This is a genomic window from Pseudomonas resinovorans NBRC 106553 (assembly GCF_000412695.1).
Classification (GTDB): Bacteria; Pseudomonadota; Gammaproteobacteria; order Pseudomonadales; family Pseudomonadaceae; genus Metapseudomonas; species Metapseudomonas resinovorans_A.
In genome coordinates, this window is sequence record NC_021499.1 from 3,555,658 (window position 1) to 3,579,136 (window position 23,479).

16 protein-coding genes are annotated in these 23,479 nt (G+C 66.4%); 5 read left to right on the forward strand and 11 right to left on the reverse strand.

The features are described 5' to 3' along the window. Nucleotides 1-42 precede the first annotated feature (42 nt). The 6 genes from PCA10_RS15980 to PCA10_RS16005 form a co-directional block, all read right to left on the reverse strand. Nucleotides 43-3,135 carry an MdtB/MuxB family multidrug efflux RND transporter permease subunit gene (locus tag PCA10_RS15980; RefSeq protein WP_016493104.1) on the reverse strand — a complete coding sequence of 1,031 codons (3,093 nt, stop codon included), beginning with the start codon at nucleotides 3,133-3,135 and terminating at the stop codon, nucleotides 43-45. After that, the gene (locus tag PCA10_RS15985; RefSeq protein WP_016493105.1) at nucleotides 3,132-4,397 is read right to left on the reverse strand and encodes an MdtA/MuxA family multidrug efflux RND transporter periplasmic adaptor subunit; all 1,266 of its coding nucleotides are present in this window, start codon (nucleotides 4,395-4,397) and stop codon (nucleotides 3,132-3,134) included. The genes PCA10_RS15980 and PCA10_RS15985 overlap by 4 nt, the downstream gene beginning before the upstream one ends. Nucleotides 4,398-5,094: 697 nt before the next feature. Continuing rightward, nucleotides 5,095-5,592: a thiol peroxidase gene (tpx, locus tag PCA10_RS15990; protein WP_016493106.1), complete on the reverse strand. Its 498-nt coding sequence runs from the start codon at nucleotides 5,590-5,592 to the stop codon at nucleotides 5,095-5,097. A gap of 241 nt (nucleotides 5,593-5,833) precedes the next feature. Beyond that, nucleotides 5,834-9,469: a translocation/assembly module TamB domain-containing protein gene (locus PCA10_RS15995; RefSeq protein ID WP_016493107.1), complete on the reverse strand. Its 3,636-nt coding sequence runs from the start codon at nucleotides 9,467-9,469 to the stop codon at nucleotides 5,834-5,836. Nucleotides 9,470-9,477: 8 nt separating this feature from the next. Continuing rightward, on the reverse strand, nucleotides 9,478-11,211 hold the full coding sequence (locus PCA10_RS16000) for an autotransporter assembly complex protein TamA (protein WP_016493108.1): 1,734 nt from the start codon (nucleotides 11,209-11,211) through the stop codon (nucleotides 9,478-9,480). 48 nt (nucleotides 11,212-11,259) lie between these two features. Beyond that, the gene (locus PCA10_RS16005; protein ID WP_016493109.1) at nucleotides 11,260-11,913 is read right to left on the reverse strand and encodes a GNAT family N-acetyltransferase; all 654 of its coding nucleotides are present in this window, start codon (nucleotides 11,911-11,913) and stop codon (nucleotides 11,260-11,262) included. A gap of 129 nt (nucleotides 11,914-12,042) precedes the next feature. Here PCA10_RS16005 and xthA point away from each other — a divergent pair, with 129 nt between their 5' ends. Then, nucleotides 12,043-12,855: an exodeoxyribonuclease III gene (xthA, locus tag PCA10_RS16010; protein WP_016493110.1), complete on the forward strand. Its 813-nt coding sequence runs from the start codon at nucleotides 12,043-12,045 to the stop codon at nucleotides 12,853-12,855. Nucleotides 12,856-12,932: 77 nt separating this feature from the next. On the opposite strand, the gene PCA10_RS16015 is transcribed toward xthA, so the two are convergent. Then, complete coding sequence (locus PCA10_RS16015) at nucleotides 12,933-13,259, reverse strand: YegP family protein (RefSeq protein WP_016493111.1); 327 nt, start codon at nucleotides 13,257-13,259, stop codon at nucleotides 12,933-12,935. Between the two features lie 272 nt (nucleotides 13,260-13,531). Between PCA10_RS16015 and PCA10_RS16020 the strand changes: the two genes are divergently transcribed. Further along, entirely contained in the window at nucleotides 13,532-14,899 is a 1,368-nt protein-coding gene (locus tag PCA10_RS16020; RefSeq protein WP_016493112.1) for a substrate-binding domain-containing protein, read from the forward strand. 85 nt (nucleotides 14,900-14,984) lie between these two features. Here the strand turns inward: PCA10_RS16020 and PCA10_RS16025 are convergent, their stop codons facing one another. Further along, complete coding sequence (locus tag PCA10_RS16025; RefSeq protein WP_231866591.1) at nucleotides 14,985-17,210, reverse strand: TonB-dependent siderophore receptor; 2,226 nt, start codon at nucleotides 17,208-17,210, stop codon at nucleotides 14,985-14,987. A 346-nt stretch (nucleotides 17,211-17,556) separates the two neighbouring features. Between PCA10_RS16025 and PCA10_RS16030 the strand changes: the two genes are divergently transcribed. Both PCA10_RS16030 and PCA10_RS30730 read left to right on the forward strand, forming a co-directional pair. Beyond that, the gene (locus tag PCA10_RS16030; RefSeq protein ID WP_016493114.1) at nucleotides 17,557-18,567 is read left to right on the forward strand and encodes a TerC family protein; all 1,011 of its coding nucleotides are present in this window, start codon (nucleotides 17,557-17,559) and stop codon (nucleotides 18,565-18,567) included. Beyond that, nucleotides 18,560-18,736, forward strand: a complete 177-nt coding sequence (locus tag PCA10_RS30730) for a hypothetical protein (RefSeq protein ID WP_016493115.1) — start codon at nucleotides 18,560-18,562, stop codon at nucleotides 18,734-18,736. The genes PCA10_RS16030 and PCA10_RS30730 overlap by 8 nt, the downstream gene beginning before the upstream one ends. A 193-nt stretch (nucleotides 18,737-18,929) precedes the next feature. On the opposite strand, the gene PCA10_RS16035 is transcribed toward PCA10_RS30730, so the two are convergent. After that, complete coding sequence (locus PCA10_RS16035; RefSeq protein WP_016493116.1) at nucleotides 18,930-20,159, reverse strand: acyl-CoA dehydrogenase; 1,230 nt, start codon at nucleotides 20,157-20,159, stop codon at nucleotides 18,930-18,932. A gap of 152 nt (nucleotides 20,160-20,311) precedes the next feature. Between PCA10_RS16035 and PCA10_RS16040 the strand changes: the two genes are divergently transcribed. After that, a complete protein-coding gene (locus PCA10_RS16040; protein WP_016493117.1) occupies nucleotides 20,312-21,235 on the forward strand; it encodes a LysR family transcriptional regulator in 924 nt (307 codons plus the stop codon). A 201-nt stretch (nucleotides 21,236-21,436) separates the two neighbouring features. Here PCA10_RS16040 and PCA10_RS16045 read toward each other — a convergent pair whose 3' ends face one another. Together PCA10_RS16045 and PCA10_RS16050 are read right to left on the reverse strand one after the other, a co-directional pair. After that, on the reverse strand, nucleotides 21,437-22,210 hold the full coding sequence (locus PCA10_RS16045) for an enoyl-CoA hydratase (RefSeq protein ID WP_016493118.1): 774 nt from the start codon (nucleotides 22,208-22,210) through the stop codon (nucleotides 21,437-21,439). A gap of 130 nt (nucleotides 22,211-22,340) precedes the next feature. Further along, complete coding sequence (locus PCA10_RS16050) at nucleotides 22,341-23,468, reverse strand: acyl-CoA dehydrogenase family protein (RefSeq protein WP_016493119.1); 1,128 nt, start codon at nucleotides 23,466-23,468, stop codon at nucleotides 22,341-22,343. Nucleotides 23,469-23,479 lie beyond the last annotated feature (11 nt).

Below are 23,479 nucleotides of genomic sequence, written 5' to 3' on the forward strand. Positions count from 1 at the left end.
CCGTAAACGGGAGAGGGGAGCCTGTCGGTGCGAGGCAGTGGCTCATACCGCCACCCCCGCCGCACTGCGGCCGGTGAAGCGCCGCGACAGGCGATCGAAGGCCAGGTAGATCACCGGGGTGGTGAACAGGGTCAGCACCTGGGACAGCAGCAAGCCGCCGACCATCACCAGGCCCAGGGGCTGGCGCAGCTCGGCACCGGAACCGCTGGCGAGCATCAGCGGCACCGCGCCGAACAGGGCCGCCAAGGTAGTCATCAGGATCGGCCGGAAGCGCAGCAGCGCGGCCTGGTAGATGGCCGCCTCCGGGCTCATGCCCTGGTTGCGTTCGGCGTCCAGGGCGAAGTCGATCATCATGATCGCGTTCTTCTTCACGATGCCGATCAGCAGGATGATGCCGATGATGGCGATCAGGCCCAGGTCGTTGCCGGTGAGCAGCAGCGCCAGCAAGGCGCCGACGCCCGCCGAGGGCAAGGTGGAGAGGATGGTGATCGGGTGGATGTAGCTCTCGTAGAGCACGCCCAGCACGATGTACATGGTCACCACCGCGGCGAGGATCAGCAGCAGGGTGCTCGACAGCGAGGCCTCGAAGGCCGCCGCCGCACCCTGGAAGCGGGTCTGGATGCCCTCGGGCATGCCGATCTCCTGCTGCACCCGCTCGATCACCGCCACCGCCTCGCCCAGGGCGACGCCGGGGGCCAGGTTGAACGACAGGGTTACCGCCGGGAACTGGCCGATATGGTTGATCGCCAGTTGCGCCTGGCGCTCCTCCACCTTGGCCAGGGCCGAGAGGCGCACCTGGGTGCCGGCGCTGGTGGCGACGTGGATCTGCTCCAGCGCCTGCGGGCCGATACGCTCGCCGGGGGCGGACTCCAGCACCACGCGGTACTGGCTGGCCTGGGTGAAGATGGTGGAGATCTGCCGCTGGCCGAAGGCGTCGTAGAGGGCGTCGGTGATGGTGGAAATCTCCACGCCGAGGCGCCCGGCCATGTCGCGGTCGATGTTCAGGTACACCTGCAGGCCTTTGTCCTGCAGGTCGCTGGCCACGTCGGACAGCTCCGGCCGCTGGCGCAGGGCGGTCACCAGCTTGCCGGTCCACCCGTTGAGCAGGTCGGCGTCGGGGGACTCCATGCTGAACTGGAACTGGGTGCGGCTGACCCGGTCCTCGATGGTCAGGTCCTGCACCGGTTGCAGGTAGAGGCGGATGTCGGTCTGCTTGTCCAGCTCGGGCTGCAGGCGCTGGATCACCTCGCTGGCGGTGACGTCACGCTCGCCGTGGGGCTTGAGGTTGATCAGCATGCGGCCGCTGTTGAGGGTGACGTTGTCGCCGTCCACGCCTATGTAGGAGGTCAGGCTGGCCACGGCCGGGTCCTGGAGGATCAGCGCGGCGACCTTCTGCTGGCGCTCGCTCATGGCGCGGAAGGACACCGATTGCGGCGCCTCGGTGATGCCCTGGATGACACCGGTGTCCTGTACCGGGAAGAAGCCCTTGGGTACGGCGAGGTAGAGCACCACGGTGAGCGCCAGGGTGCCCACGGCCACCAGCAGGGTCAGGCCCTGGTGTTTGAGTACCCAGGTCAGGCCCTGGCCGTAGCGGGCGATCATGCCGTCGATGAAGGCACCGCTGGCCTTGTAGAAACCGCCCTGCTCTTCCGGCTTTTCCCGCTTGAGCAGGCGCGCGCACATCATCGGCGTCAGGGTCAGGGACACCACCAGGGAAATCAGGATGGCCACCGCCAGGGTGATGGCGAACTCGCGGAACAGCCGGCCCACCACATCGGCCATGAACAGCAGCGGGATCAGCACCGCGATCAGCGAGAAGGTCAGCGAGATCAGGGTGAAGCCGATCTGCCGGGCGCCCTTGAGCGCGGCATTCAGCGGCGTCTCGCCCTCCTCCAGGTGGCGGGCGATGTTCTCCAGCATGACGATGGCGTCGTCCACCACGAAGCCGGTGGCGATGGTCAGGGCCATCAGGGTCAGGTTGTTGATGGAGAAGCCCGCCAGGTACATCACCGCGAAGGTGCCCACCAGGGACAGCGGCACGGCGATGGACGGAATGATGGTGGCGCTCAGGCGGCGCAGGAACAGGAAGGTCACCATCACCACCAGGGCGATGGCGAGGAACAGTTCGTACTGCACATCGGTGATGGCGGCGCGGATGGTCTGGGTGCGGTCGGTGAGCACCACCACTTCGATACCGGCCGGCAGGTTGGCGTTGAGCGCCGGCAACATCGCCTGGATGCGGTCCACCACCTCGATCACGTTGGCGCCGGGCTGGCGCTGGATATTCACCAGTACCGCTTCGTTCTGGTTGGCCCAGGCGGCCAGGCGTTCGTTCTCGGCGCCGTCGACTATCTCGGCGACGTCCTTCAGGCGCAGGGCGGCGCCATTGTTGTAGGCGAGGATGAGGTTGGCGTATTCCTCGGCGGATTTCAGCTGGTCGTTGGCGTCCAGCATGGACACGCGGGTCGGGCCGTCGAAGTTGCCCTTGGGCTGGTTGACGTTGGAAGCGCCCACCAGGCTGCGCACGTCGGACAGGCTCAGGCCGTTGGCCGCCAGGGCCTCCGGGTTGACGCGAATGCGCACGGCCTGGCGCTGGCCGCCGGCGATGCTGACCATGCCGACGCCATTGATCTGCGCCAGCTTCTGCGCCATGCGCGTGTCCACCAGGTTATGCAGCTTGGGCAGCGGCATGGTCTTGCTGCTGATGGCCAGGGTCAGCACCGGGGTGTCGGCGGGGTTGACCTTGTTGTACACCGGTGGCGCCGGCAGGTCGTTGGGCAGCAGGTTGCTGGCCGCGTTGATGGCCGCCTGGACCTCCTGCTCGGCCACGTCCAGCTTCACTTCCAGGCTGAAGCGCAGGGTGATCACCGAGGCGCCGCCGGAACTGGTGGACGACATCTGGGTCAGGCCCGGCATCTGTCCGAACTGGCGCTCCAGGGGCGCGGTGACGGCACTGGCCATCACCTCCGGGCTGGCGCCCGGGTACAGGGTGAGGACGCGGATGGTCGGGTAGTCCACCTCGGGCAGCGCGGAAACCGGCAGCAGGCGGTAGGCGATCAGGCCGGCGAGCAGGATCGCCAGCATGCTCAGGGTGGTGGCGACTGGCCTGAGAATGAACAGACGGGAGAGGTTCATACGCCGCCTTTCGCGCCCTGGCCTTCAGGCTTGGTGCCCTGGAGTTGCTCGGTGGGCTGCACGGGAACCTCGTCGGCGTCGTGCACCACTTCCACCTCGCTGCCGTCGCGCAGGCGGTCGGTGCCTTCCAGCACCACCCGCTCGCCGGGCTTCAGGCCACTCTTGACCACGGTGCGCTCGCCGTCGTCCGGGCCGGTTTCGAGCTTGCGCACCTTCACCTTCTTCTCGCCGTCCATCACGTAGGCGAAGGTGCCCTGGCTGCCGAACTGCACGGCCGCCGAGGGGATCAGCACGGCCTGGGGCAGCAGCTCGGCGCGCAGGCGCACGTTGACGAACTGGTTGGGGAACAGCGACTCGTCGTCGTTGGCGAAGCGCGCCTTCAGCTTGAGGGTGCCGGTGGCGGTGTCGATCTGGTTGTCCAGGCTTTGCAGCACGCCCTGGGCTTGCAGGCGCTTGTCGTCGCGATCCCAGGCTTCCACTACCAGGGGCTGGCCTGCGCGGAAGGGACCGACCACCGCCGGCAGTTGGCCTTCGGGCAGGGTGAAGGCGACGCTGATGGGCTGGGTCTGGGTGATGACCACCAGCGGCGTGGTGTCGCCGCTGCTGACCAGGTTGCCCACGTCCACCTGGCGCAGGCCGAGACGGCCGGCGATGGGCGCGCGTACCTGGGTGAAGCCGAGATTCAGCTTGGCCTCGGCCACCGCCGCCTCGTCGGTCTTGAGGGTGCCGCGATACTGGTTCACCAGGGCTTCCTGGGTGTCCAGGGTCTGCTTGGCGATGCTGTCCTCGGCATACAAGCCGCGGTAGCGCGCCAGGTCGATCTCGGCGTTCTTCAACTGGGCGCGGTTCTGCGCCAGGGTGCCTTCGGCCTGTTGCAGGGCCACCTGGAAGGGACGCGGGTCGATCACCGCCAGCAGGTCGCCGGCCTTGACCTGCTGGCCTTCCTCGAACTGCAGCTTGACCAGCTCGCCGTCGACCCGGCCGCGCACGTTCACCGTGTTCAGCGCGGTGACCGTGCCGAGCGCCTTGAGGTACACCGGGAAATCTCCCTGGGTGATGGTGGCCACGCGCACCGGCACCGGCCCGGCGAAGGCGCCGAAGCCAGGTCGGCCAGCGCCGCCCCTGCCCTGCTGCTGGGGCTTGGCGGCGGATTCCGGCCAGAACCACCAGATCAGCAGCACGAGCGCCAGCAAGGCGACCGCGATGGCCAGCCAGTTACGGAGGGAACGGGAATTCGGGGAGTTCGAAAGAGTCGGGGACATGATTGAGGTCGGAATCTGCGAGAGCGTGAACGATAAGCACTTGAAAGCAGAAGGCAAAGCCAATTTACCGGCTATTTACCCAGGGCTTACCGAGCGACCTGCACAAGGAGGCTTCAACCACCCTGACGCCTGCCGCTACACCCGGTCGCTACCTGAGCGGGGTCGAGGGAGTCGAGCTCGAGTTTTCCTACCTCCCGCGCCCATCGGAAGGAATAGGAACCAGAGTCCCGATCAGCCAGGGCTACAGCATCAACGCCAACGTGCTCAGGAACACACCGAAAGGGTTCGGTACCGCCCTCCCCCCCGCCCCTCTCCCGCAAGCGGGCGAGGGGTGACACGCGCCGGCAGGCGCGAAGCAGTCCTGATGCCCAAACGAAACAGGGAAGATGACCCCGCGCCAAGCGCCCCTTCAGGAGGCCGAGCGGCATGGATGCCGCGAGAGGCGCGCAGGGCCATGGATGGCCCTTCTCGCCGTGCCCCGGAGCGACGATGTAGCGAGGGAAGTTTGGCGCAGGCAAACGGGGACGCCGAGTTCCGGATGCAGGGGCAAGCCTTCCTGGTTCCCGACGACTGCCAGAAGTGACTCGCCCGGGAGGGCGAAATAGAAACCTTCAGCCCACTCGACAATGAGCTGGACAACAAACCGAAGAACACAAAAAGGGAGGCCAATGGCCTCCCTTCTTCATTGCACCACCCCTTACAGGGCAGCGATGGCCGCCGCATAGTTCGGCTCGTCGGCGATCTCGCCCACCAGCTCGCTGTGCAGCACCTTGTCGTTCTCGTCCAGCACCACTACGGCGCGGGCCGATACGCCGGCCAGCGGGCCACTGGCGATGGCCACGCCGTAGTCCTTGAGGAAGTTCGCACCACGCATGGTGGACAGGTTGACCACGTTCTCCAGGCCTTCGGCGCCGCAGAAGCGCTTCTGGGCGAACGGCAGGTCGGCGGAGATGCACAGCACCACGGTGTTGGGCAGCTTGCTGGCTTCGACGTTGAACTTGCGCACGGAGGTGGCGCAGGTGGGAGTGTCGATGCTCGGGAAGATGTTCAGCACCTTGCGCTTGCCGGCCAGGCTGGCCAGGGTCACGTCGGAGAGGTCGCCGCCGACCAGGCTGAAGGCCGGGGCTTGCTGGCCCTTCTGCGGCAGTTGGCCGTCGACGTTGATCGGGTTGCCCTTGAGGGTTACTTGAGCCATTGCGATGGTCCTTGTTTCTTGTGGGGTTGCATGAGAACGCCAAGTTAAGCACGACGCGCGGCAAAAGTCCTGACCCTTGAGTCAGTGCCGGCGCCGCCTCAGAGCCTGTTCACGATCTAGCGAGCTAGAGCCATGCAAGGCAGAAACAGGCGAGGACGCGGAGTTTACGAGCTGTAAATGAGCAGGCCGAGCCTGTTTCTAACGCCGCAGGGCCATTGCTCCGCTGATCGTGGACAGGCTCTCAGAAGTCGCGCTGATAGAAAAGATCCAGCGAACTGGCCAGGCCGCTGGCGGCCTCCAGGTAAAGGCGCCGGGTCAGGCGGTAGCGCACGGCCACCAGGCTGGTGGAGTCCACCATGCCCAGCCCGTAGCGGATGCTCAGGCGATCGTTGACCTCCCCGGTGGCGCCGTCCGAATCCAGCTGCAGGTCCTGCAGGCCGAGGCGCTGGCCCAGTTCGCGGGTGATCGGTGCACCGCCGGCCAGGCCCAGGGAAAGGGCGGCCTGGCCCAGGGCGTTGCGATCCCCGCCGCTGTTCAGGCGGCCGAGGATCAGGTAGGAGAGCGCCTGCTCCTGGCCCATGGCCGGGTTGGAGAAGACTTCGGTGGTCGGCTCGTCGGCGGGGCCGCTCAGGCGCAGGCCTGCGGTGACCACGCCAACGGTGCGTATCGCTTCCACATCGATGAAGGGCTGCTCCAGCGCCCCTGCGAACAGCAGGCGCGCCCGCCGCAGTTCGAGGCGCTGGCCGTAGGCGTTGAAGCGGCCGTTGCGCAGCACCAGTTCGCCACGGGTGGTGAGGTTGTCGCCCACCCGGAGATGGCCCCGGACGTCCGCCGTCAGGCCGAAGCCGGAGAACTGCAGGCGGTCCTGCCCCACCTCCACGGCCACATCCATGCTCAGGTTCAGGCGCCGCTGTTCGGTTTCCTGCTCGCCGATGATGCGAGCATCCGGCGACACCCTGACCGCCTGGGGCGGCAGCTGGCGGATGACGATGCGCCCACGGGGCACCGCCACCCGCCCGGTCACCGAGAGGTTTTCGCCCGCCAGGCCCAGGCGCAGGTCCGGTTCCATTTCCATGTTGGCGAAGGGCTCGACCACCAGGGGCAGCCGTCTTCCTGTCACGCGCATGTCGAGGTCCGTGGCCCCGGACCAGTCCAGGTGACCGGAGATCGTCCCCTGCCCGCGATTGCCGCTGCGCCACTGGCCGTTCAGGACCAGGCTCTCGCCGGCGATGCGCGCGTCCAGGTTCAGGTCCTCGAAGCTCACCGGCAACTCGCCGCCGCTGATATGGCCGTCGCTGAGGCGCAGATTGCCCAGCACATAGGGCGCCATCAGGTTGCCACCGAGGGTGCCGGAGCCCTGCAGGCGGCCTTCGAACTGATCCACCATCGGCACGAAGGGGCGCAGCACGGCGAGATCCAGACCATCCAGGCGGAACTGCCCGGAGAGCGGCTTGCGCGCCGGACGCGGGTCGATGCGCGCGTCCACTTGCAGCGAGCCGAGGCCTTCGCTGCGGTAGCTCAGCTGGGTGTCGATGCTTTGCGGGCGCAGGGTGCTGTCCAGCAACAGCCGCTGGTAGGGGAAGTCGACCCATTCTTCCGCGTCCTCCTTCTTCACCCGCACCACACCGCTGCCGGCGTCCAGGGTGATCCGGCCATTGGGGCCGCTGGCCGGCAGGTCGAGGCGCAGGTCGCCGTTCAATTCACCCTTCCAGACCAGGTCGTCCGGCAGCCAACGGGCCAGGCTCTCGAGGGGGAAGTCACGCAGGCGCATATCCAGCCTGGGGTCGGGCATCAGGCGCTGCTCGCCGCCGCAGAGGCTGGCCGAGGCGTAGCGCCAGCAGTGGGCGCCGAGTTCCAGCCGACCGTTGGCCAGCCGCTCCAGCCGCGCCGGGGCGTCCAGGCGCCAGTCCTGGCCGATGGCCTTGAGCTCGCCACGGGCCAGGCGACCGCGCCAGTTGCCCCGGTCGAGCCGGCCGTCGAAGGCCAGCAGCAGGTCCAGCGGCGGCCCTTCCAGGTCCAGCTGCAACTGTTGCCGCTGGCGGTCGCCGGAACCTTCCACCTTGAGGTTGCCGAGCTTGCTGTCGCCCGAGGCCAGGCCCTCGGCGCTCAACTGCAAGCGGCCGCGCTGGCCGGCGTCGAGCCGGGCGTCCAGGCTCAGGCGCTCGATGCGCCGATCGCCCTGGCCCAGGCGCTGGCCACTGAGGGTCAGGTTGCCTTGCGGGTTCTGCAGGCTGCCGGCCAGGTCGAGGCGCCCCTGGGCCTGGCCGAACAGGCCGGGCCAGAGTTGGCCGAGTTGGTTCAGGGCAAGATCGAGACGGCCGCTGAGGCGCCGATCCAGTTGCGCCTGGCCGCTCACGCGGTTGTCCCCCAGACGCAGCTGCAACCCATTGACCGACCAAAGCTCGCCCGCTCCCGCCACCCGGCCCTGGAGCACCGCCGGCTGGCCGCGTAGCCGACCGTTGAGGTCGAGGTTGGCGTTCAGTTCCAGGCGCTGCTCGCGCCAGGTCCCCTTGGATTCCAGGCGTCCGGCCAGGGTGCCCGGCAACTCGGCCAGCCAGAAGGACGGATCGAGCTGGCTCAGGGCCAGTTGACCGTCCCAGCCGACGCCGTCGGCGAAATCGATCTTCACCCGGCCCTGGGCCCGGCCCTGCCCGGCCGTCAGCCGCAGGTCCGCCAGGGTCACGCTGGCCATGTCGCCGGCCACCGGACTGGCCAGGCTGAATTCACCGGCCGGCCCTTTGAGCCGGGCGTCGAACTTGCCTTCGTAGCGCGAATCCCCGTAGCGCAGCTCGGCGTCCATCCGCTGCAGCTCCACCGGCGGCGGTTGCTCCTGGGGGAACAGCCGTTGCCAGGGGAAGTCGCGCCATTGCAGGCGACTGTCCACGGCCAGTTGCTTCTGCCAATCCACCCGCCCCTGCACGGCCAGGCTTTGTTTGGGGTCGCCGGTCAGCAGCAGCTGCTCGATGTCCGCCCCCTTGGTGTCGACCCGGCCGCGCAGCTCCAGTGCCACGGGGCCGCCCTGGCCCGGCAGGCTGGCCTTGCCCCGCACGGCGAAGCCCTGCTTGAGGTCGCCGCCGGCGGTCAGGTCCACCTGGTTGAGGGTCAGGGTGTCCGGCAGCTCGGCGGTGGCCTTGAAGCCATCGGCCCACAGCCTGGCGTTGGCCGGCAGATTCTCCGCCAGCGGGCGCACGTCCCCTTCCAGACGACCGTTGAGGTAGCCCTTGCTGTCGGCCTGCACCTTGAGCACACCCTGCAGATCGCCTTGCGCCTTCAGCGCCAACGACCAAGGCCCCTCCCCTGGCGCCGGCAACTGCAGGTTGCCCTCCAGGGTAAGCGGCCAGCCGCCCTCCGGAAGCAAGGAGCCTTGCAGGTCCAGGGCCAGTTCGTCGCGGCGCAGGCTCAGGCGATCCAGACGCAGGCCATCGGTCTGCCAGTGGGCCACCAGTTCCAGCTGCTGGAACTGGTCGTTGCCATCGAGCAGGAAGCGGCCGATGCGCACCTGGCCGATTTCCAGGGCCAGGGGCAGGCGCAGCTCTGGCAGGCTGAGGGGGCTGACCGCCGCATCGGGCGGGGACGGCGGCAGGTCCAGGTAGATGCTGTCGCTGGCCAGCTCCTTGATACAGAGCGTGCGCCGCATCAGGCAGGCCGGCGACCACTCCAGCAGCGGGGCCTCCAGCTTCAGCGTGGTGCCGTCCTGTTGCCAGGTCAGGCGCGTGGCGCTCCAGCGACCACCGAGGGTGCCCTGGAAGTCGTCCACCTGCATCCCGGGCACTTTGTCGAGCAGCCAGCGGCCACCAGCCTCGGTGAACAGCAGAATGGCCAGGCTCGCCACCAGCGCGACCAGCACGGCGAGCAGCCCCGCGAGGCTGAACTTCACCGCGCGCCTCACAGTTCCGGCCCCATGGAGAAGTGAATGCGCCAGCCGCCCGGATCATCCAGGGCCTTGGCCAGGTCGAGGCGGATCGGCCCCACCGGCGAGACCCAGCGTACCCCCATGCCGGCGCCGGTCTTCATGGCGGCGCTCAGGGAATCCACCGCGTTGCCGCGATCGACGAAGGTCGCCACGCGCCACCGTTCGGTGATGGGGTATTGGTATTCGAGGCTGCCCACCAGCAGGTAGCGCCCCCCCACCCGGTTGCCGGCGGAGTCCCTCGGCGACAGGGTCTGGTACTCGTAGCCGCGCACGCTCTGGTCGCCACCAGCGAAGAAACGCAGCGACGGCGGGATGGAGTCGAAATCGGTGGTGGCGATGCCGCCGGTCTGCACCCGGGCCAGCAGCCGGTGCCCGCCGGGCAAGGTGTAGAGGCCCCGGGCCAGGACACTGGCATAGGTGAAGTCGGTGTCCGAGACGATGCCCTCCTTGGCGCCACGCACATCGAACTGCAGCGAATAGCCGACACTGGGGTCGAGGTTGTTGTCGCTGCGGGTGACGCTGTAGCGGACGCCAGGAATGAGGAAGTTGCTGCGGCCATCGTCGCTGCCATCGCCGAAGTCGAAGCGTTCCTGCTCCCAGTTCAGGGAAACCACCCGCAACCAATCGCTGGGCAGCCTGGATTGCCACTCGGTGCCGACGGTGAACAGGCGGCTGTCGACATCCACCAGTTGCTCGCGCTGGTAACCGGTGGTGAAGCGCAGGGTGTCGGTGGTCGGCGGGTCCAGGGGAATCTCGTACCAGGTGCCGACGGTCTGCCGTGGCTCGGACACCGAGGTCTCGGCACCCAGGCGATGTCCGCGGGAGTTGATCCAGTGACGGGTCCAGTTGGCACGGGCGCGCGGGCCGACGTCGGTGGAGTAGCCGAGACCGAGGCCGACGGTACGCGGCCTGGAGGGACTCAGCTGGACCGTCACTGGAATGGTCAGGCCCTTGCCCTTCACCGGGACGGCGGTGACCCGCACATCCTCGAAGTAGCGACTGGCCTGGAGGTTCTGGCTGAGCCGGGCGACCTCGCCCGAGTCGTAGGGCGTATTGGGCTTGAAGGGCACAAAGCGCTCCAACAGGTCCAGGTCGAAGGGGGTCCGGCCCTCGAACGTGACGTCGCCAAGGTAGTAGCGCGGGCCGCTTTCATAGATCAGCGAGATATCGGCGAATCCGGCTTGCGGGTCGATATCCAGGCGCTGGCTGGTGAACTTGCCATCGAAGAAGCCGAAGCGCAGTGCCTGGTTCTGGATCAGCCGTCTGGCGTCGTCGTAGACGCCGTGATTGAGCTGGGCACCGGGTACCATCAGCACCCCGCCCTCGGGGAGGCGAAACGCCCGGAGCTTGCTGGCCTCACCGTCGATTCGCACCACCACATGGCGCAGGCGCACCGGTTCGCCGGGTACCACCAGCAGGTGCAGCGAAGGCTTGTTGCCGCCTTCGACGCGGCTGGTGATTTCGGCCTGGTAGTAACCCAGCGCCTCGGCCGCCCGCCGCGCCTGGTTCTCGGCCGAACGCCGGAAACGCCGCAGGGCTTCCTCGTCACGGTCGCCAAGCGTACCGATATGGGCCTCGATATTGGCCCGCAGTGCGCGGTTGGAGGGTTTGATCCGTACCTCCAGCGTGGCCTCGGCCAACGCCAGGGTGCTTGTACAAAGCAGGGCCAGCAACAGCAGCCCGCGCAATCCATGGCAGAAATTCATGCGCGAGATGCTAACACGGCAAGTGCTCTTCCCCCTCAAGAACGCGACTCAGCCGCTTGCTTGCATCAAGGGTCGCGGGTTGGGATGGAAGAACACGTGTTCCACCACGGGCCCCAGCGCGACCTCCCCCACCTCCGCGTAGCCCTGGCGTTTGTAGAAGTCCAGATAACGCACGTTGCCGGTATCCAGCACCACGCCCTGGGAACTGTCGTCCTCGGCGCACCAGTTGTGCAGGGACTCCAGCAACTTTTCGCCCAGGTGGCGCCCCTGGAACTCCGGGTGAATGCCCAGCAGCGGCAGCACATGGCAAGGGCCGGGTGGCAGGCAGGCGAGCACGGCGTCGTGGTAGTCGAGGTAACGGCGGGTGCAGCGCAAGCCGGTGGTGAGCAGCATGCGCAGGCGCCAGCCCCAGCTTTCGGTGATGCCCAGGCGGCGCACCGGCGGCGCGATCAGGGCGATCCCCACCAGGCGCTCCTCGATCAACAGGCCGATGGCCGGCAGGTCTTCCAGGAAATGCTGCTGCACCAGCTCCCGCACGGTTGCCCGCACCCGCTGGTCGTAGCCCGCGCGCTCGGCCTCGAACAGGTAAGCGAAAGTCGGTTCGTGGCGGTAGGCGTGGTAAAGCAGGGAACGGGCCTCGCGGGCGTAACCGCGGTCCAGCATGCGCACCTCCACCGGTGCGGTCGGGATGTAGCCGGGCATTCAAAGCACCTCTTCTTATGGACTATCGGGCCAAGCTGGAAATTAGCACCAGTTCGCCGGCCCGGCCATGCGACTGGCTCACCCCGCCGCCATGGGCTAGCATCGCCTTTTTCCCAGGATGCCGTCGCGATGAAGATCGTTTCTTTCAATATCAATGGCCTGCGCGCTCGCCCGCACCAGCTCGAAGCGCTGATCGCCAAGCACCAGCCGGACGTGATCGGCCTGCAGGAAACCAAGGTCTCCGACGAGCAGTTCCCGGAGGCCGAGATCCGCCAACTCGGCTACCACGTGCATTACCACGGGCAGAAAGGCCACTACGGCGTCGCCCTGCTCTCCCGCCAGGAACCGCTGTCCCTGTGCAAGGGCTTCCCCGGCGACGCCGAAGACGCCCAGCGCCGCTTCATCTACGGCACCTTCGCCGATGCCCAGGGCAACCCGGTGACGGTGATGAACGGCTACTTCCCCCAGGGCGAAAGCCGCGACCATCCGGTGAAGTTCCCCGCCAAGGAGCGCTTCTACGCCGACCTGCAGGTACTGCTCGAACAGCAGTTCCAGCCGAGCCAGCCGCTGGTGGTGATGGGCGACATCAACATCTCGCCGGAAGACTGCGACATCGGCATCGGCGAAGAGAACCGCAAGCGCTGGCTGAAGACCGGCAAGTGCAGCTTCCTGCCGGAAGAGCGCGAGTGGCTGGCCCGCCTCAAGAGCTGGGGCCTGGTGGACAGCTTCCGCCAGCTCAACCCCGAGGTTAACGACCGCTTCAGCTGGTTCGACTATCGCAGCCGCGGCTTCGAGGACGCCCCCAAGCGCGGCCTGCGCATCGACGTGATCCTGGCCAGCAGCCCGTTGCAGGCACGGATCAAGGACGCCGGGATCGACTACGACCTGCGCGGGATGGAAAAGCCCTCCGACCATGCGCCGATCTGGCTGGAACTGGCCTGAGCCAACACCCTCCCCGGCCAATCGCGACGCATAAAAAAGGCCCATCATCTGGGCCTTTTTTCATCGGTTTGCCTGCCTCAGGCTTCCTTGATCAACTGAGTGGTGCCCACTCGCATGATGGTCTCGATCGCCTTATCCAGCGTCGGCTCGGAATCGTACAGGTGACTCTTGGTGATGATGTCCCTGTTGGCCGAGCGCAGCTTGAAGTAGTTCTTGCCGCTCGAATCGATGCGGCGCACGTAGCGCTCTGGATGGACGCAGTTCTCGCGGAACAGGGCGATGCTCGCCTCCGCGGCGGCGCGGTCATCGAACTGGCCCTTGTCCAGCAGGGTGGCTTCCGCTGTCTTGAGACGTACACGCCAGGTGCCGCTGCTCGATTTCTTCAGTTCAAACCAACCACTCATTTCAACACTCCTAAACTCAGCTCGGGTAAGGGCCGCCAGCGCCTCTTGGGGCGTCTATGGCCCAGGCAGCGCGTGCCCCCTCTTCAGAAGCGGGCTACCCTAGCCCTTCGACCTTGCCCGGACTATCAGACGAATCTGATGGAGCCGCAGGAACAGCCTTATAAGATCGAAAACCTCATCCACAGCCGAAAGGCAGACCCTGTCATTTCCCCGTCACGCTGCTGACTTAATCTCGCGGCTCCTTACCTCTCCCCGGAACAAGGTGTCTGCCCATGCCGCGCGCCCTGACCGTCAGCGACAAGGACCTGTGGGGTCACGCCCTCAGCATGTTGCTGCTCGGTTTCGTCTGCTATGCCCTCCCCTGGTCGGTGTTCGCCGCCCAGCCCGAGACCGTCCTGCGCATCCAGGGCTCCAACACCATAGGTGCGAAGCTGGGCCCGGCCCTGGTCAAGGGCATGCTGGAAGAAGAAGGCCTGCGCGCCATCGCGCAGACCCCGGGCGACCGGGAGAACGAAGTGCACCTCTGGGCCCGTGATGCCCAGGGCAAGGAGATCCGCGTGGAACTGGCGGCCCATGGTTCCTCCACCGGCTTCGCCGCGCTCAAGGACGGCAGCGCCGACCTGGCCGCTTCCTCCCGGCCGATCAAGGACGCCGAAGTCCAGGAGCTGGCGACCTTCGGCGACCTGCGCAGCCAGTACGCCGAACAGGTGATCGCCATCGATGGCCTGGCCATCATCCTGCATCCGGACAACCCGCTGCGCTCCCTCACCACCGCTCAGCTCGCCGCGGTGTTCGCCGGCGAAGTGACCACCTGGGAAGCGCTCGGCGGCACGGGTGGCGCCATCCACCTCTACGCCCGGGATGACCAGTCCGGCACCTACGACACCTTCAAGGAACTCGTTCTGGCCCGCCAGGGCAAGAGCCTGGCCGCCGGCGCCCAGAGGTTCGAGTCCAACGACAAGCTCTCCGCCTCGGTCAGCGCCGACCCGCAGGGCATCGGCTTCGTCGGCCTGGGGTCGATCAACCAGGCGCGCGCCCTGACCATCGCCGACGGCGACTCCCAGGCCATGCCGCCCAGCGCCGAACTGATCGCCACCGAGGACTATCCCCTGTCGCGGCGGCTGTTCTTCTATATGAAGCCGGGCGAACAGAACCGCTGGGCCAAGGCCCTGGTGCATTTCGCCCAGAGCCCTCGTGGCCAGGCGCTGGTCGCCCAGAGCGGCTTCGTTGCCCAGCAGGTGCAGGCGATCACGGTCGAGGCCCAGCGGGACATGCCCCAGAGCTACCGCAACCTGGCCACCGGCGCCCAGCGCCTGTCGGTGAATTTCCGCTTCCAGGAAGGCAGCGCCAACCTCGACAACAAGGCCCTGCGCGATGTGCAACGCGTGCTGGACTACCTGAAGCAGTCCGACAAGCTGGAGCAGAAGGTGGTGCTGGTGGGCTTCGGCGACCCCAAGGCGGACCCGCAACGCGCCGCGTTGCTGTCCAAGCTGCGGGCCATGGCCGTGCGCCGGGAACTGGCCAAGGGCGGGGTGAGCCTGCGCGAGGTCACAGGGCTTGGCGATGAACTGCCGGTGGCGGCCAACACGGCCGAGGAAGGCCGCATCCGCAATCGGCGGGTGGAAGTCTGGGTGTATTGAGAAGCCTGTAGGATGGGTTTCGCTGCGCTCAACCCATCCTACGGCATCAAGGCCCCGCTCCCTTCCGGAGCGGGGCCTTGCCGCATCAGAAGTCGAAGCGCGTGGTCAGCATGAAGTTGCGCGGATCGCCGTAGAAACCACCGTTGTAGAAGCCCAGGTTGCTGAAGTATTTCTCGTCGGTGAGGTTGTTGCCGTTGAGGGTGACCGATACCTGCTCGGTGACCTGGTACCTGGCCATGGCATCCAGCACCCAGTAGCTGCCCTGGGTGTAGCGCTGGGGATTGGTGTCGGTCCAGATCTTGCTCTGCCAGCTGGAGGAGCCGCCGACGGTCAGCTTGTTGAACTGCCCCGGCAGGCGGTAGCTGGTGGACAGGCGGAACATGTCTTCCGGCTCGGTGGTGGAGATCTTGTTGTCGTCACCATCGCGGGTAATGCGATGGGTGTAGCCACCCTGCACCTGCCAGTCCGGCATCAGCTCGCCGGCGACTTCCAGTTCGAAGCCCTTGGTCTTGGCGCCCTGTACCGCGCGGAACACGCTCCTGTTGGTGACCGGATCGATGATGCCGGTGTCCACTGCCAGGTTGTCCTGGCGCACCTCGAACAGCGCCGCGCTGGCGTTCAGGCGGCCGTCGAAGAACTCGCCCTTCAGGCCCAGTTCGTAGGCATCGCCCTCTTCCGGCTCGATGGCCTTGCCGCTGGCATCCTGCTCGCTCTCGTGGGGCTTGAAGATGCTGGTGTAGCTGGCATAGACCGAGTAGGTGTCGTTCAGGTCGTAGACCACGCCAGCGTAGGGCACCACCACGCCGTTTTCCTGCATGTCCTGGAGCTTGGCGCGCTGCCCGCTGGCGACGTTGGTGCCGGTGCTGTCCAGGTCCCAGTTGGAGACGCGGCTGCCGAGGATGATCGACAGGTCGTCGGTGGGCTTGAAGCGGCCGGTCAGGTAGGCCGCGGATTCCTTCACCTCGGTCTTCACCTTGGATTGCGGAGCGCCCCAGTCGGGCTCGGGGAAATCGCCGGTCCAGCCATTGATGGTCGGCACCGGATCGAAGAAGAACGGCCAGTTGGTTTCGTCCGCCTCGACATCGCGATGGGACACACCCACCACCAGTTCATGCTCGCGGCCGAGCATCTGGAAGGGGCCGCTGGCATAGAGGTCGTAGGCGTTCTGGGTGGTTTCGTAGCGGTACTTGCCGCGCCAGATGAACATGCCGCTGCCATCCACCGGGTTCGGGTTGCCGCTGGCGGCCGAACCCAGGGTGATGGGGGAATCGGTCTTGGTGTGGTTGATCGAGCCCTTCACCGTCCAGTCGTTGGCCAGGCGCTGTTCCAGGGTCACGAAGGCGTTGTCGGTGGTGTTGTCCCACTGGCTCCACTTGGTGCCCGGGTTGAACGAGCGGGACAGAAGGAACTTGTTGCCGTTGCTGTCGAACAGCGGGGTCGACGGGCCCCAGGAGGAACCGTCGGGACGGTTGGTCTGGCGGCTCAGGCCGGCGCTCAGCAGGGTGTCCTCGGTGATGTCGGTTTCCAGGATGCCGTAGAACACCTGCTTGGTTTCGGAGAGGTGGTCCATGAAGGACTGGCCGTCCTCGTAGGCGGTGACGAAGCGGCCACGCACATTGCCTTCCGGGGTCAGCGAACCGCCGATGTCGAATTCGCTGCGGTAGGTATCCCAGCTGCCGGCACCGGCGGAGATATAGCCGGAGAGTTCCTTGGTCGGACGCTTGCGCACCAGGTTGACGGTGGCCGCCGGGCTGCCGAAGCCGCTGAGCAGGCCGGTGGCGCCGCGCAGGACTTCCACGCGGTCGTAGATCACCATGTCGGCCTGGTCGATGCCGTTGCCGAAGCGGAAGGCCGCGGGGATGCCGTCGATCTGGAAGTTGTCGATCTCGAAGCCACGGGCCTTGAAGCTGGCGCGGCTGCTGTCGAGCTTGTTGACCGTGATGCCCGGGGTTCTCGAGAGCACGTCACCGAGGCTGGTGAGGCCCTGGTCGTCCATCTGCTGGCGGGTGATGACGCTGACCGATTGCGGGGTTTCGCGAGGCGACAGCGACAGCCGGGTGGCGGTGCGAGTGGCGCCGGTGGTGTAGGACCCGGTGCCTTCGGTGGTTTCGCCCAGGCGGTTATCGACGATGGCCGTAGCCGTCAGTTCCAGCGTTCCATTGCCGCTCTCCTGCTCTTCGGCCAGCACCGCGCCGGCCTGCAATGCCAGGGTCACGCCCAGGATCGCCACGGACAACGGATGTCGCTTGAGCCGCGCGGTCATGGCATCCCCAGCCGTCTGTACCGCGTTGAACGCATTTCGCTGTTGCACTCTCGAACCCCTTGGATGGTCTGTCTGCTTGATGGCTGGCTAACCACTGACGTTGTTGTTCTCGTTTTCTGGCGCCCTCATGGCGCCGCGCGCTACGCAGAGGTGATCTGCGTCCGCAAGCGGGTGCGAAAATAACATCCAATAAGAAGTATTTACAATTGTAAATACGGAATATTCTCAACTGCGCCAAGGCTATTTCCTACAGGGGCAACGATTTGTTACAGCGGCCGCATTCTCCATTTCCCGACCAACGGATAGGCTTCTCCTTGTGACGCCGGGCCCCTCTGACGGCTTGCCAGCCGCCATGTCGGAGTCACGTTTTATCAACGACAGTAAGGAGGGGCTCATGGCAGCTCTATCTGCATTTCTCACCGCCGACTTTCTCGGCACCGCCACCTGGTTGTGGCTCGTCTTCCTCGCAATAGTCCTCGCCCTGCTGATCTTCGATCTCGGGGTGCTCCACCGTGACCAACACGAAATCGAGATGCGCGAAAGCCTGCTGCTCTACGGCGGCTACTTCGGCGTTGGCGTGCTGTTCGGTGTCTGGGTGTGGTTCGAGCTGGGCGCCCAGAGCGCCATCGAGTTCTACACCGGCTTCCTGGTGGAACAGTCGTTGTCCATGGACAACGTGTTCGTCATGGCCATGATCTTCGGCTTCTTCGCCATCCCCCGCCGCTACCAGCACCGCGTGCTGTTCTGGGGCATCCTCGGCGTGGTGGTGCTGCGCGCCATCATGATCGGCGTGGGCAGCGCCCTGGTGAAGGAATTCGACTGGATCCTCTACATCTTCGGCGCCTTCCTGCTGTTCACCGGTGTGAAGATGATGTTCTCGAAGGAGGAAGCCCATCCGGACCTGGCCAACAACCCTGTGCTCAAGTTCGTCCGCCGCCATATGCGCGTCACCGACGACCTGCACGGCTCGCACTTCTTCGTCCGTCTGAAGAAGGCTGGCGACAGCAAGGCCATGCTCTACGCCACCCCGCTGTTCCTGGCCCTGGTGCTGATCGAACTGGCCGACCTGGTGTTCGCGGTGGACAGCGTCCCGGCGATCTTCGCCATCACCCAGGACCCCTTCATCGTCTACACCTCGAACATCTTCGCGATCCTCGGCCTGCGTGCCCTGTACTTCGCCCTGGCGGCCCTGATGCACCGCTTCGTCTACCTGAAGTACGCCCTGGCCCTGGTATTGATCTTCATCGGCGGCAAGATTTTCCTGCACGGCTTCATCGGCAAGATTCCCCCGCTGCTGTCCCTTGGCGTAACCTTCGGTCTCCTTGCCGGCGGTGTGCTCCTCTCCCTGTTGAAGACCCGCGACCGCCCGGCCCAGAGCACGGGAGACGTGGAGAAGCATGGTTGATGTGCGTATCGAACCCTTCGAGAAGGCGGGCCGTACCTACTGGCGCGTGCGCCTGGGGCAACGCGGCCTGACCTTCCAGGAGGAACTGGCCGCCCGCGCCTTCGCCGCCCAACTGCATCTGCGGATGGGCTGGCTGAAGGCCCGCAGCACGGAGCCGGACGAATCGTAGGAGCGAGTTCATTCGCGAAGCGGGCCACAGGCCCGCGTGGTCCTGCCCCCACGAGAGCCCCTAGCCCGGATGGAATCCGGGGCGCCCCAAGCGCCGCGCTTCCCGGATTGCATCCGGGCTACCCCAACCCGACCTACGGGACACGGAAACGAAAAAGGCCCGCACAGTGCGGGCCTTTTTCATGGGCGGGCGGTCAGTGACCGCTGCGCAGCATTTCCTTGGGTACGTACTTGCCGATCTCGAACTTGCCGATGGCCGCGCGGTGCACTTCGTCCGGGCCGTCGGCCAGGCGCAGGGTGCGCTGCATGGCGTACATGTAGGCCAGCGGGAAGTCGTTGGAGACACCGGCACCGCCATGCATCTGGATGGCGCGGTCGATCACCCGCAGGGCGACGTTGGGTGCCACGACCTTGATCTGGGCGATCTCGCTCTTGGCCACCTTGTTGCCGACGGTGTCCATCATGTAGGCGGCCTTCAGGGTCAACAGGCGGGCCATGTCGATCTCCATCCGCGAGTCGGCGATCTTGTCGACGTTGCCACCCAGGCGCGCCAGCGGCTTGCCGAAGGCGGTACGGCTGACGGCGCGCTTGCACATCAGTTCCAGGGCGCGCTCGGCCATGCCGATGGAGCGCATGCAGTGGTGGATGCGGCCCGGGCCGAGGCGACCCTGGGCGATCTCGAAGCCACGCCCCTCGCCCAGCAGCACGTTCTCGTAGGGCACGCGGACGTTCTCGAAGAGCACTTCGGCGTGGCCATGGGGCGCGTCGTCATAGCCGAACACCGGCAGCGGACGGAGGATCTTCACGCCGGGGGTATCGGTGGGCACCAGGATCATCGAGTGCTGCTGGTGGCGCGGCGCATCCGGGTTGGACAGGCCCATGAAGATCATCACCTTGCAACGCGGGTCGCAGGCGCCGGAGGTCCACCACTTGCGGCCATTGATGACCCACTCGTCGCCCTGGCGCACGGCGCGGGCTTCCATATTGGTGGCATCGGACGAGGCCACGCCCGGCTCGGTCATGGCGAAGGCGGAGCGGATCTCGCCGCGCAGCAGCGGCTCCAGCCATTGTTTCTTTTGCGCCTCGTTGGCGTAGCGCACCAGCACTTCCATGTTGCCGGTATCCGGCGCGGAGCAGTTGAACGGCTCCGGGCCCAGCAGGGAGCGGCCCATGATCTCGGCCAGGGGCGCGTATTCCATGTTGGTCAGCCCGGCGCCCAGTTCGGACTCGGGCAGGAACAGGTTCCACAGCCCCTCGGCCTTGGCCTTGGCTTTCAGCTCTTCCATGATCGCGGTGGGCTGCCAGCGGTCGCCCTCGGCAACCTGCTGCTCGAACACCGGTTCGGCCGGATAGACGTAAGCGTCCATGAATGCGGTGACGCGTTCACGCAGTTCCTGAACCTTCGGGGAATAGGCGAAATCCATGTGGGGCTACCTTCTGACGGGGCGGGTGGTGAGGTCTGGTAAGAATGCTAGAACAGGGCGTAAGATTTCCCCAGCCTATTTTCACCATGTATGAACATTCATCACCGATATATGATCCACTGATAAAAACAACGTCAAGGAGCACGCCCGGCATGAATCTGAACAAGGTCGACCTCAACCTCTTCATCGTCTTCGACGCCATCTACACCGAGGCCAACCTGACCCGTGCCGGCCAGATCGTCGGCATCACCCAGCCCGCCGTATCCAACGCCCTCGCCCGCCTGCGGGAAACCTTCAACGACCCGCTGTTCGTCCGTACCGCCCAGGGCATGGTGCCCACGCCCATGGCGCAGAACATCATCGGCCCGGTGCGCAACGCCCTGCAGCAGCTGCGCATCTCGGTGCAGGAAAGCCGCACCTTCAACCCGGCCCAGGCGAACAAGACCTACCGCATCAGCATGACCGACCTCACCGAGACGGTGATCCTGCCGCCGCTGTTCCAGCGCCTGCGCCGCCTGGCGCCCACGGTGCAGATCGAGAGTTTCCTCGCCAAGCGCCGGGAAACCACCAAGGAACTGGCCGCCGGCCGCCTGGACTTCGCCGTGGACGCCCCGCTCAACACCGACCCGCAGGTGCGCCACGTCAAGCTGATGGAAGACCGCTACGTCTGCGCCATGCGCCGCGGCCACCCGCTGGCCAAGGACAAGATCACCCTGGACGAGTACCTGTCGCTGTCCCACATCCACATTTCCAGCCGCCGCAGTGGCCTGGGCTACGTGGACCTGTCCCTGGGCAAGATGGGCATCCAGCGCAAGGTCATCCTGCGCTCGCAGCACTACCTGATGGCGTCCACCGTGTTGCACGGCACCGACCTCGCCATCACCGTCCCGGAACGCTTCGCCCGACGCCAGGACCTGCACTACGTCAACCTGCCGGTGAACGATGTGCCCTCCCTGGAAACCCACCTGTACTGGCACGAAAGCACCGACCAGGACCCGGCCAACCGCTGGATGCGCGAGCAGATCATCGAGATCTGCCAGCAGGTCACGGCCCAGGAGCAGAAGGAAAGGGCCTGATCGTCGCTGGGACGGACACCCTGTGAGGGCGAATTCATTCGCCAAGCAGGCCGAAGGCCTGCCCTGGGATGTCTCAGGGGGCAGCTGCGCTGCCCTTGGCGAATGAATTCGCCCCTACAAGAGCAATACCCACATCGGATCGACACGGTGTTGAGGTCGGGATCGGTGCGCGCAGCGCACCCTACAGAGGCCAACAGCGGTTCAGGCTTTCCCGAACTCCGCCTTGCGCTTGTCGATGAAGGCGCCCATGCCTTCCTTCTGGTCCGGGGTGGCGAACACCGCCTGGAACATCCGCCGCTCGAAGCGCAGGCCTTCCGCCAGGGAGCCTTCGTCCACCCGGTTCACGCACTCCTTGAGCATCATCACCGCCGTGCGCGATTGCGCGGCGATGCGCTGGGCGCTGTCCATGGCTTCTTCCAGCAGCTCGTCCGCCGGCACCACCCGCGCCACCACGCCGCAGCGTTCGGCCTCAAAGGCATCCATGCTGCGCCCGGAGAGCAGCATGTCCATGGCCTTGGCGCGGCCCACCAGACGGGTCAGGCGCTGCACGCCGCCGGCACCGGGAATCACCCCCAGCTTCACTTCCGGCAGGCCGAAGCGGGCACTGTCGGCGGCAATGATGAAGTCGCACATCAGCGCCAGCTCGAAACCACCGCCCAGGGCGTGGCCGGCCACCGCGGCGATGATCGGCTTGCGCCGTTGCGCCACCCGGTCCCAGCGGCCGAGGAAGTCGTCGAGGTAGGTGCCGGGGAAGCACAGCGTGGCCATTTCCTTGACATCGGCGCCGGCGGCGAAGGCCTTGGCCGAGCCGGTGACCAGCACGCAGCCGATGGCGGGGTCGCGCTCGAAGCCGTCGAGTGCCTGGTTCAGCTCGTCGATGAGCTGGGTGTTGATGGCGTTCAGCGCCTCGGGGCGGTTCAGGGTGACCAGGCCGACGGCGCCGGCCTGCTCCACCAGCAGGGTCTGGTAGGTCATATGGGGTTCCTTACAGGAGAATTGGCAGGCCCGTGGCCTGCTTGGCGATTGAAATCGCCCCTACAGGGAGAGCGGGCCGGTGTAGGGGCGAATTCATTCGCCAAGGGCAGCACAGCTGCCCCAGGGGGGCTCAGAGGCTGCGCGCGATCACCATGCGCTGCACGTCCGAGGTGCCTTCGTAGATCTGGCACACGCGCACGTCGCGGTAGATGCGTTCCACCGGGAAGTCCTTGAGGTAGCCGTAGCCGCCCAGGGTCTGGATGGCCGCCGAGCAGACCTTTTCGGCCATTTCCGAGGCGAACAGCTTGGCCATGGAGGCCTCGGTCAGACAGGGCATGCCGGCTTCCCGCAGGCTGGCGGCGTGATGCACCATCTGCCGGGCCACGGCGATCTGGGTGGCCATGTCGGCCAGGCGGAAGGCCACCGCCTGGTGCTCGATGATCGGCTTGCCGAAGGTCTTGCGCTCGTGGGCGTAGTCCCGCGCCACCTCGAAGGCCGCGCGGGCCATGCCGACGGACTGCGCGGCGATGCCGATGCGCCCGCCCTCCAGGTTGGACAGCGCGATGCGGTAGCCCTCGCCCTCCTCGCCCAGGCGCAGGGACGCCGGGATGCGCACGTCATCGAGCTGGATCTGGCAGGTGTCCGAGGCGTGCTGGCCGAGCTTGTCCTCCACCCGCACCACCTGGTAGCCGGGGGTGTCGGTGGGGACGATGAAGGCACTGATGCCCTTCTTGCCGGCTTGCGGGTCGGTGATGGCGAAGACGATCACCATCCCCGCCTGGTTGCCCGAGGTGATGAACTGCTTGGCGCCGTTCAGCACGTAGTGGTCGCCGTCGCGGCGGGCGCGGGTGCGCAGGTCGCTGGCATCGGAACCGGCCTGGGGCTCGGTGAGGGCGAAGGCGCCGATCATGCTGCCTTCGGCCAGGGGGCGCAGGAAGCGCTGCTTCTGCTCCTCGCTGCCGTACTTGAGGATGGGCATGCAGCCCACCGAGTTGTGCACGCTCATGATGGTGGAGCAGGCGCCGTCACCGGCGGCGATCTCTTCCAGGGCCATGGCGTAGGCCAGGTGGCCGGTGGCGGCGCCACCCCACTCCTCCGGCACCAGCATGCCGAGGAAGCCCAGCTCGGCCATCTCGCGGATGGCCTCGGCCGGGAAGCGGTGCTCGCGGTCCCAGTCGGCGGCGAAGGGCTTCAGCCGCTCCTGGGCGAACTGCCGGGCCATGTCGCGGATCTGGATCTCGTCTTCTGTGGGAATCATGCTCGCCTCCT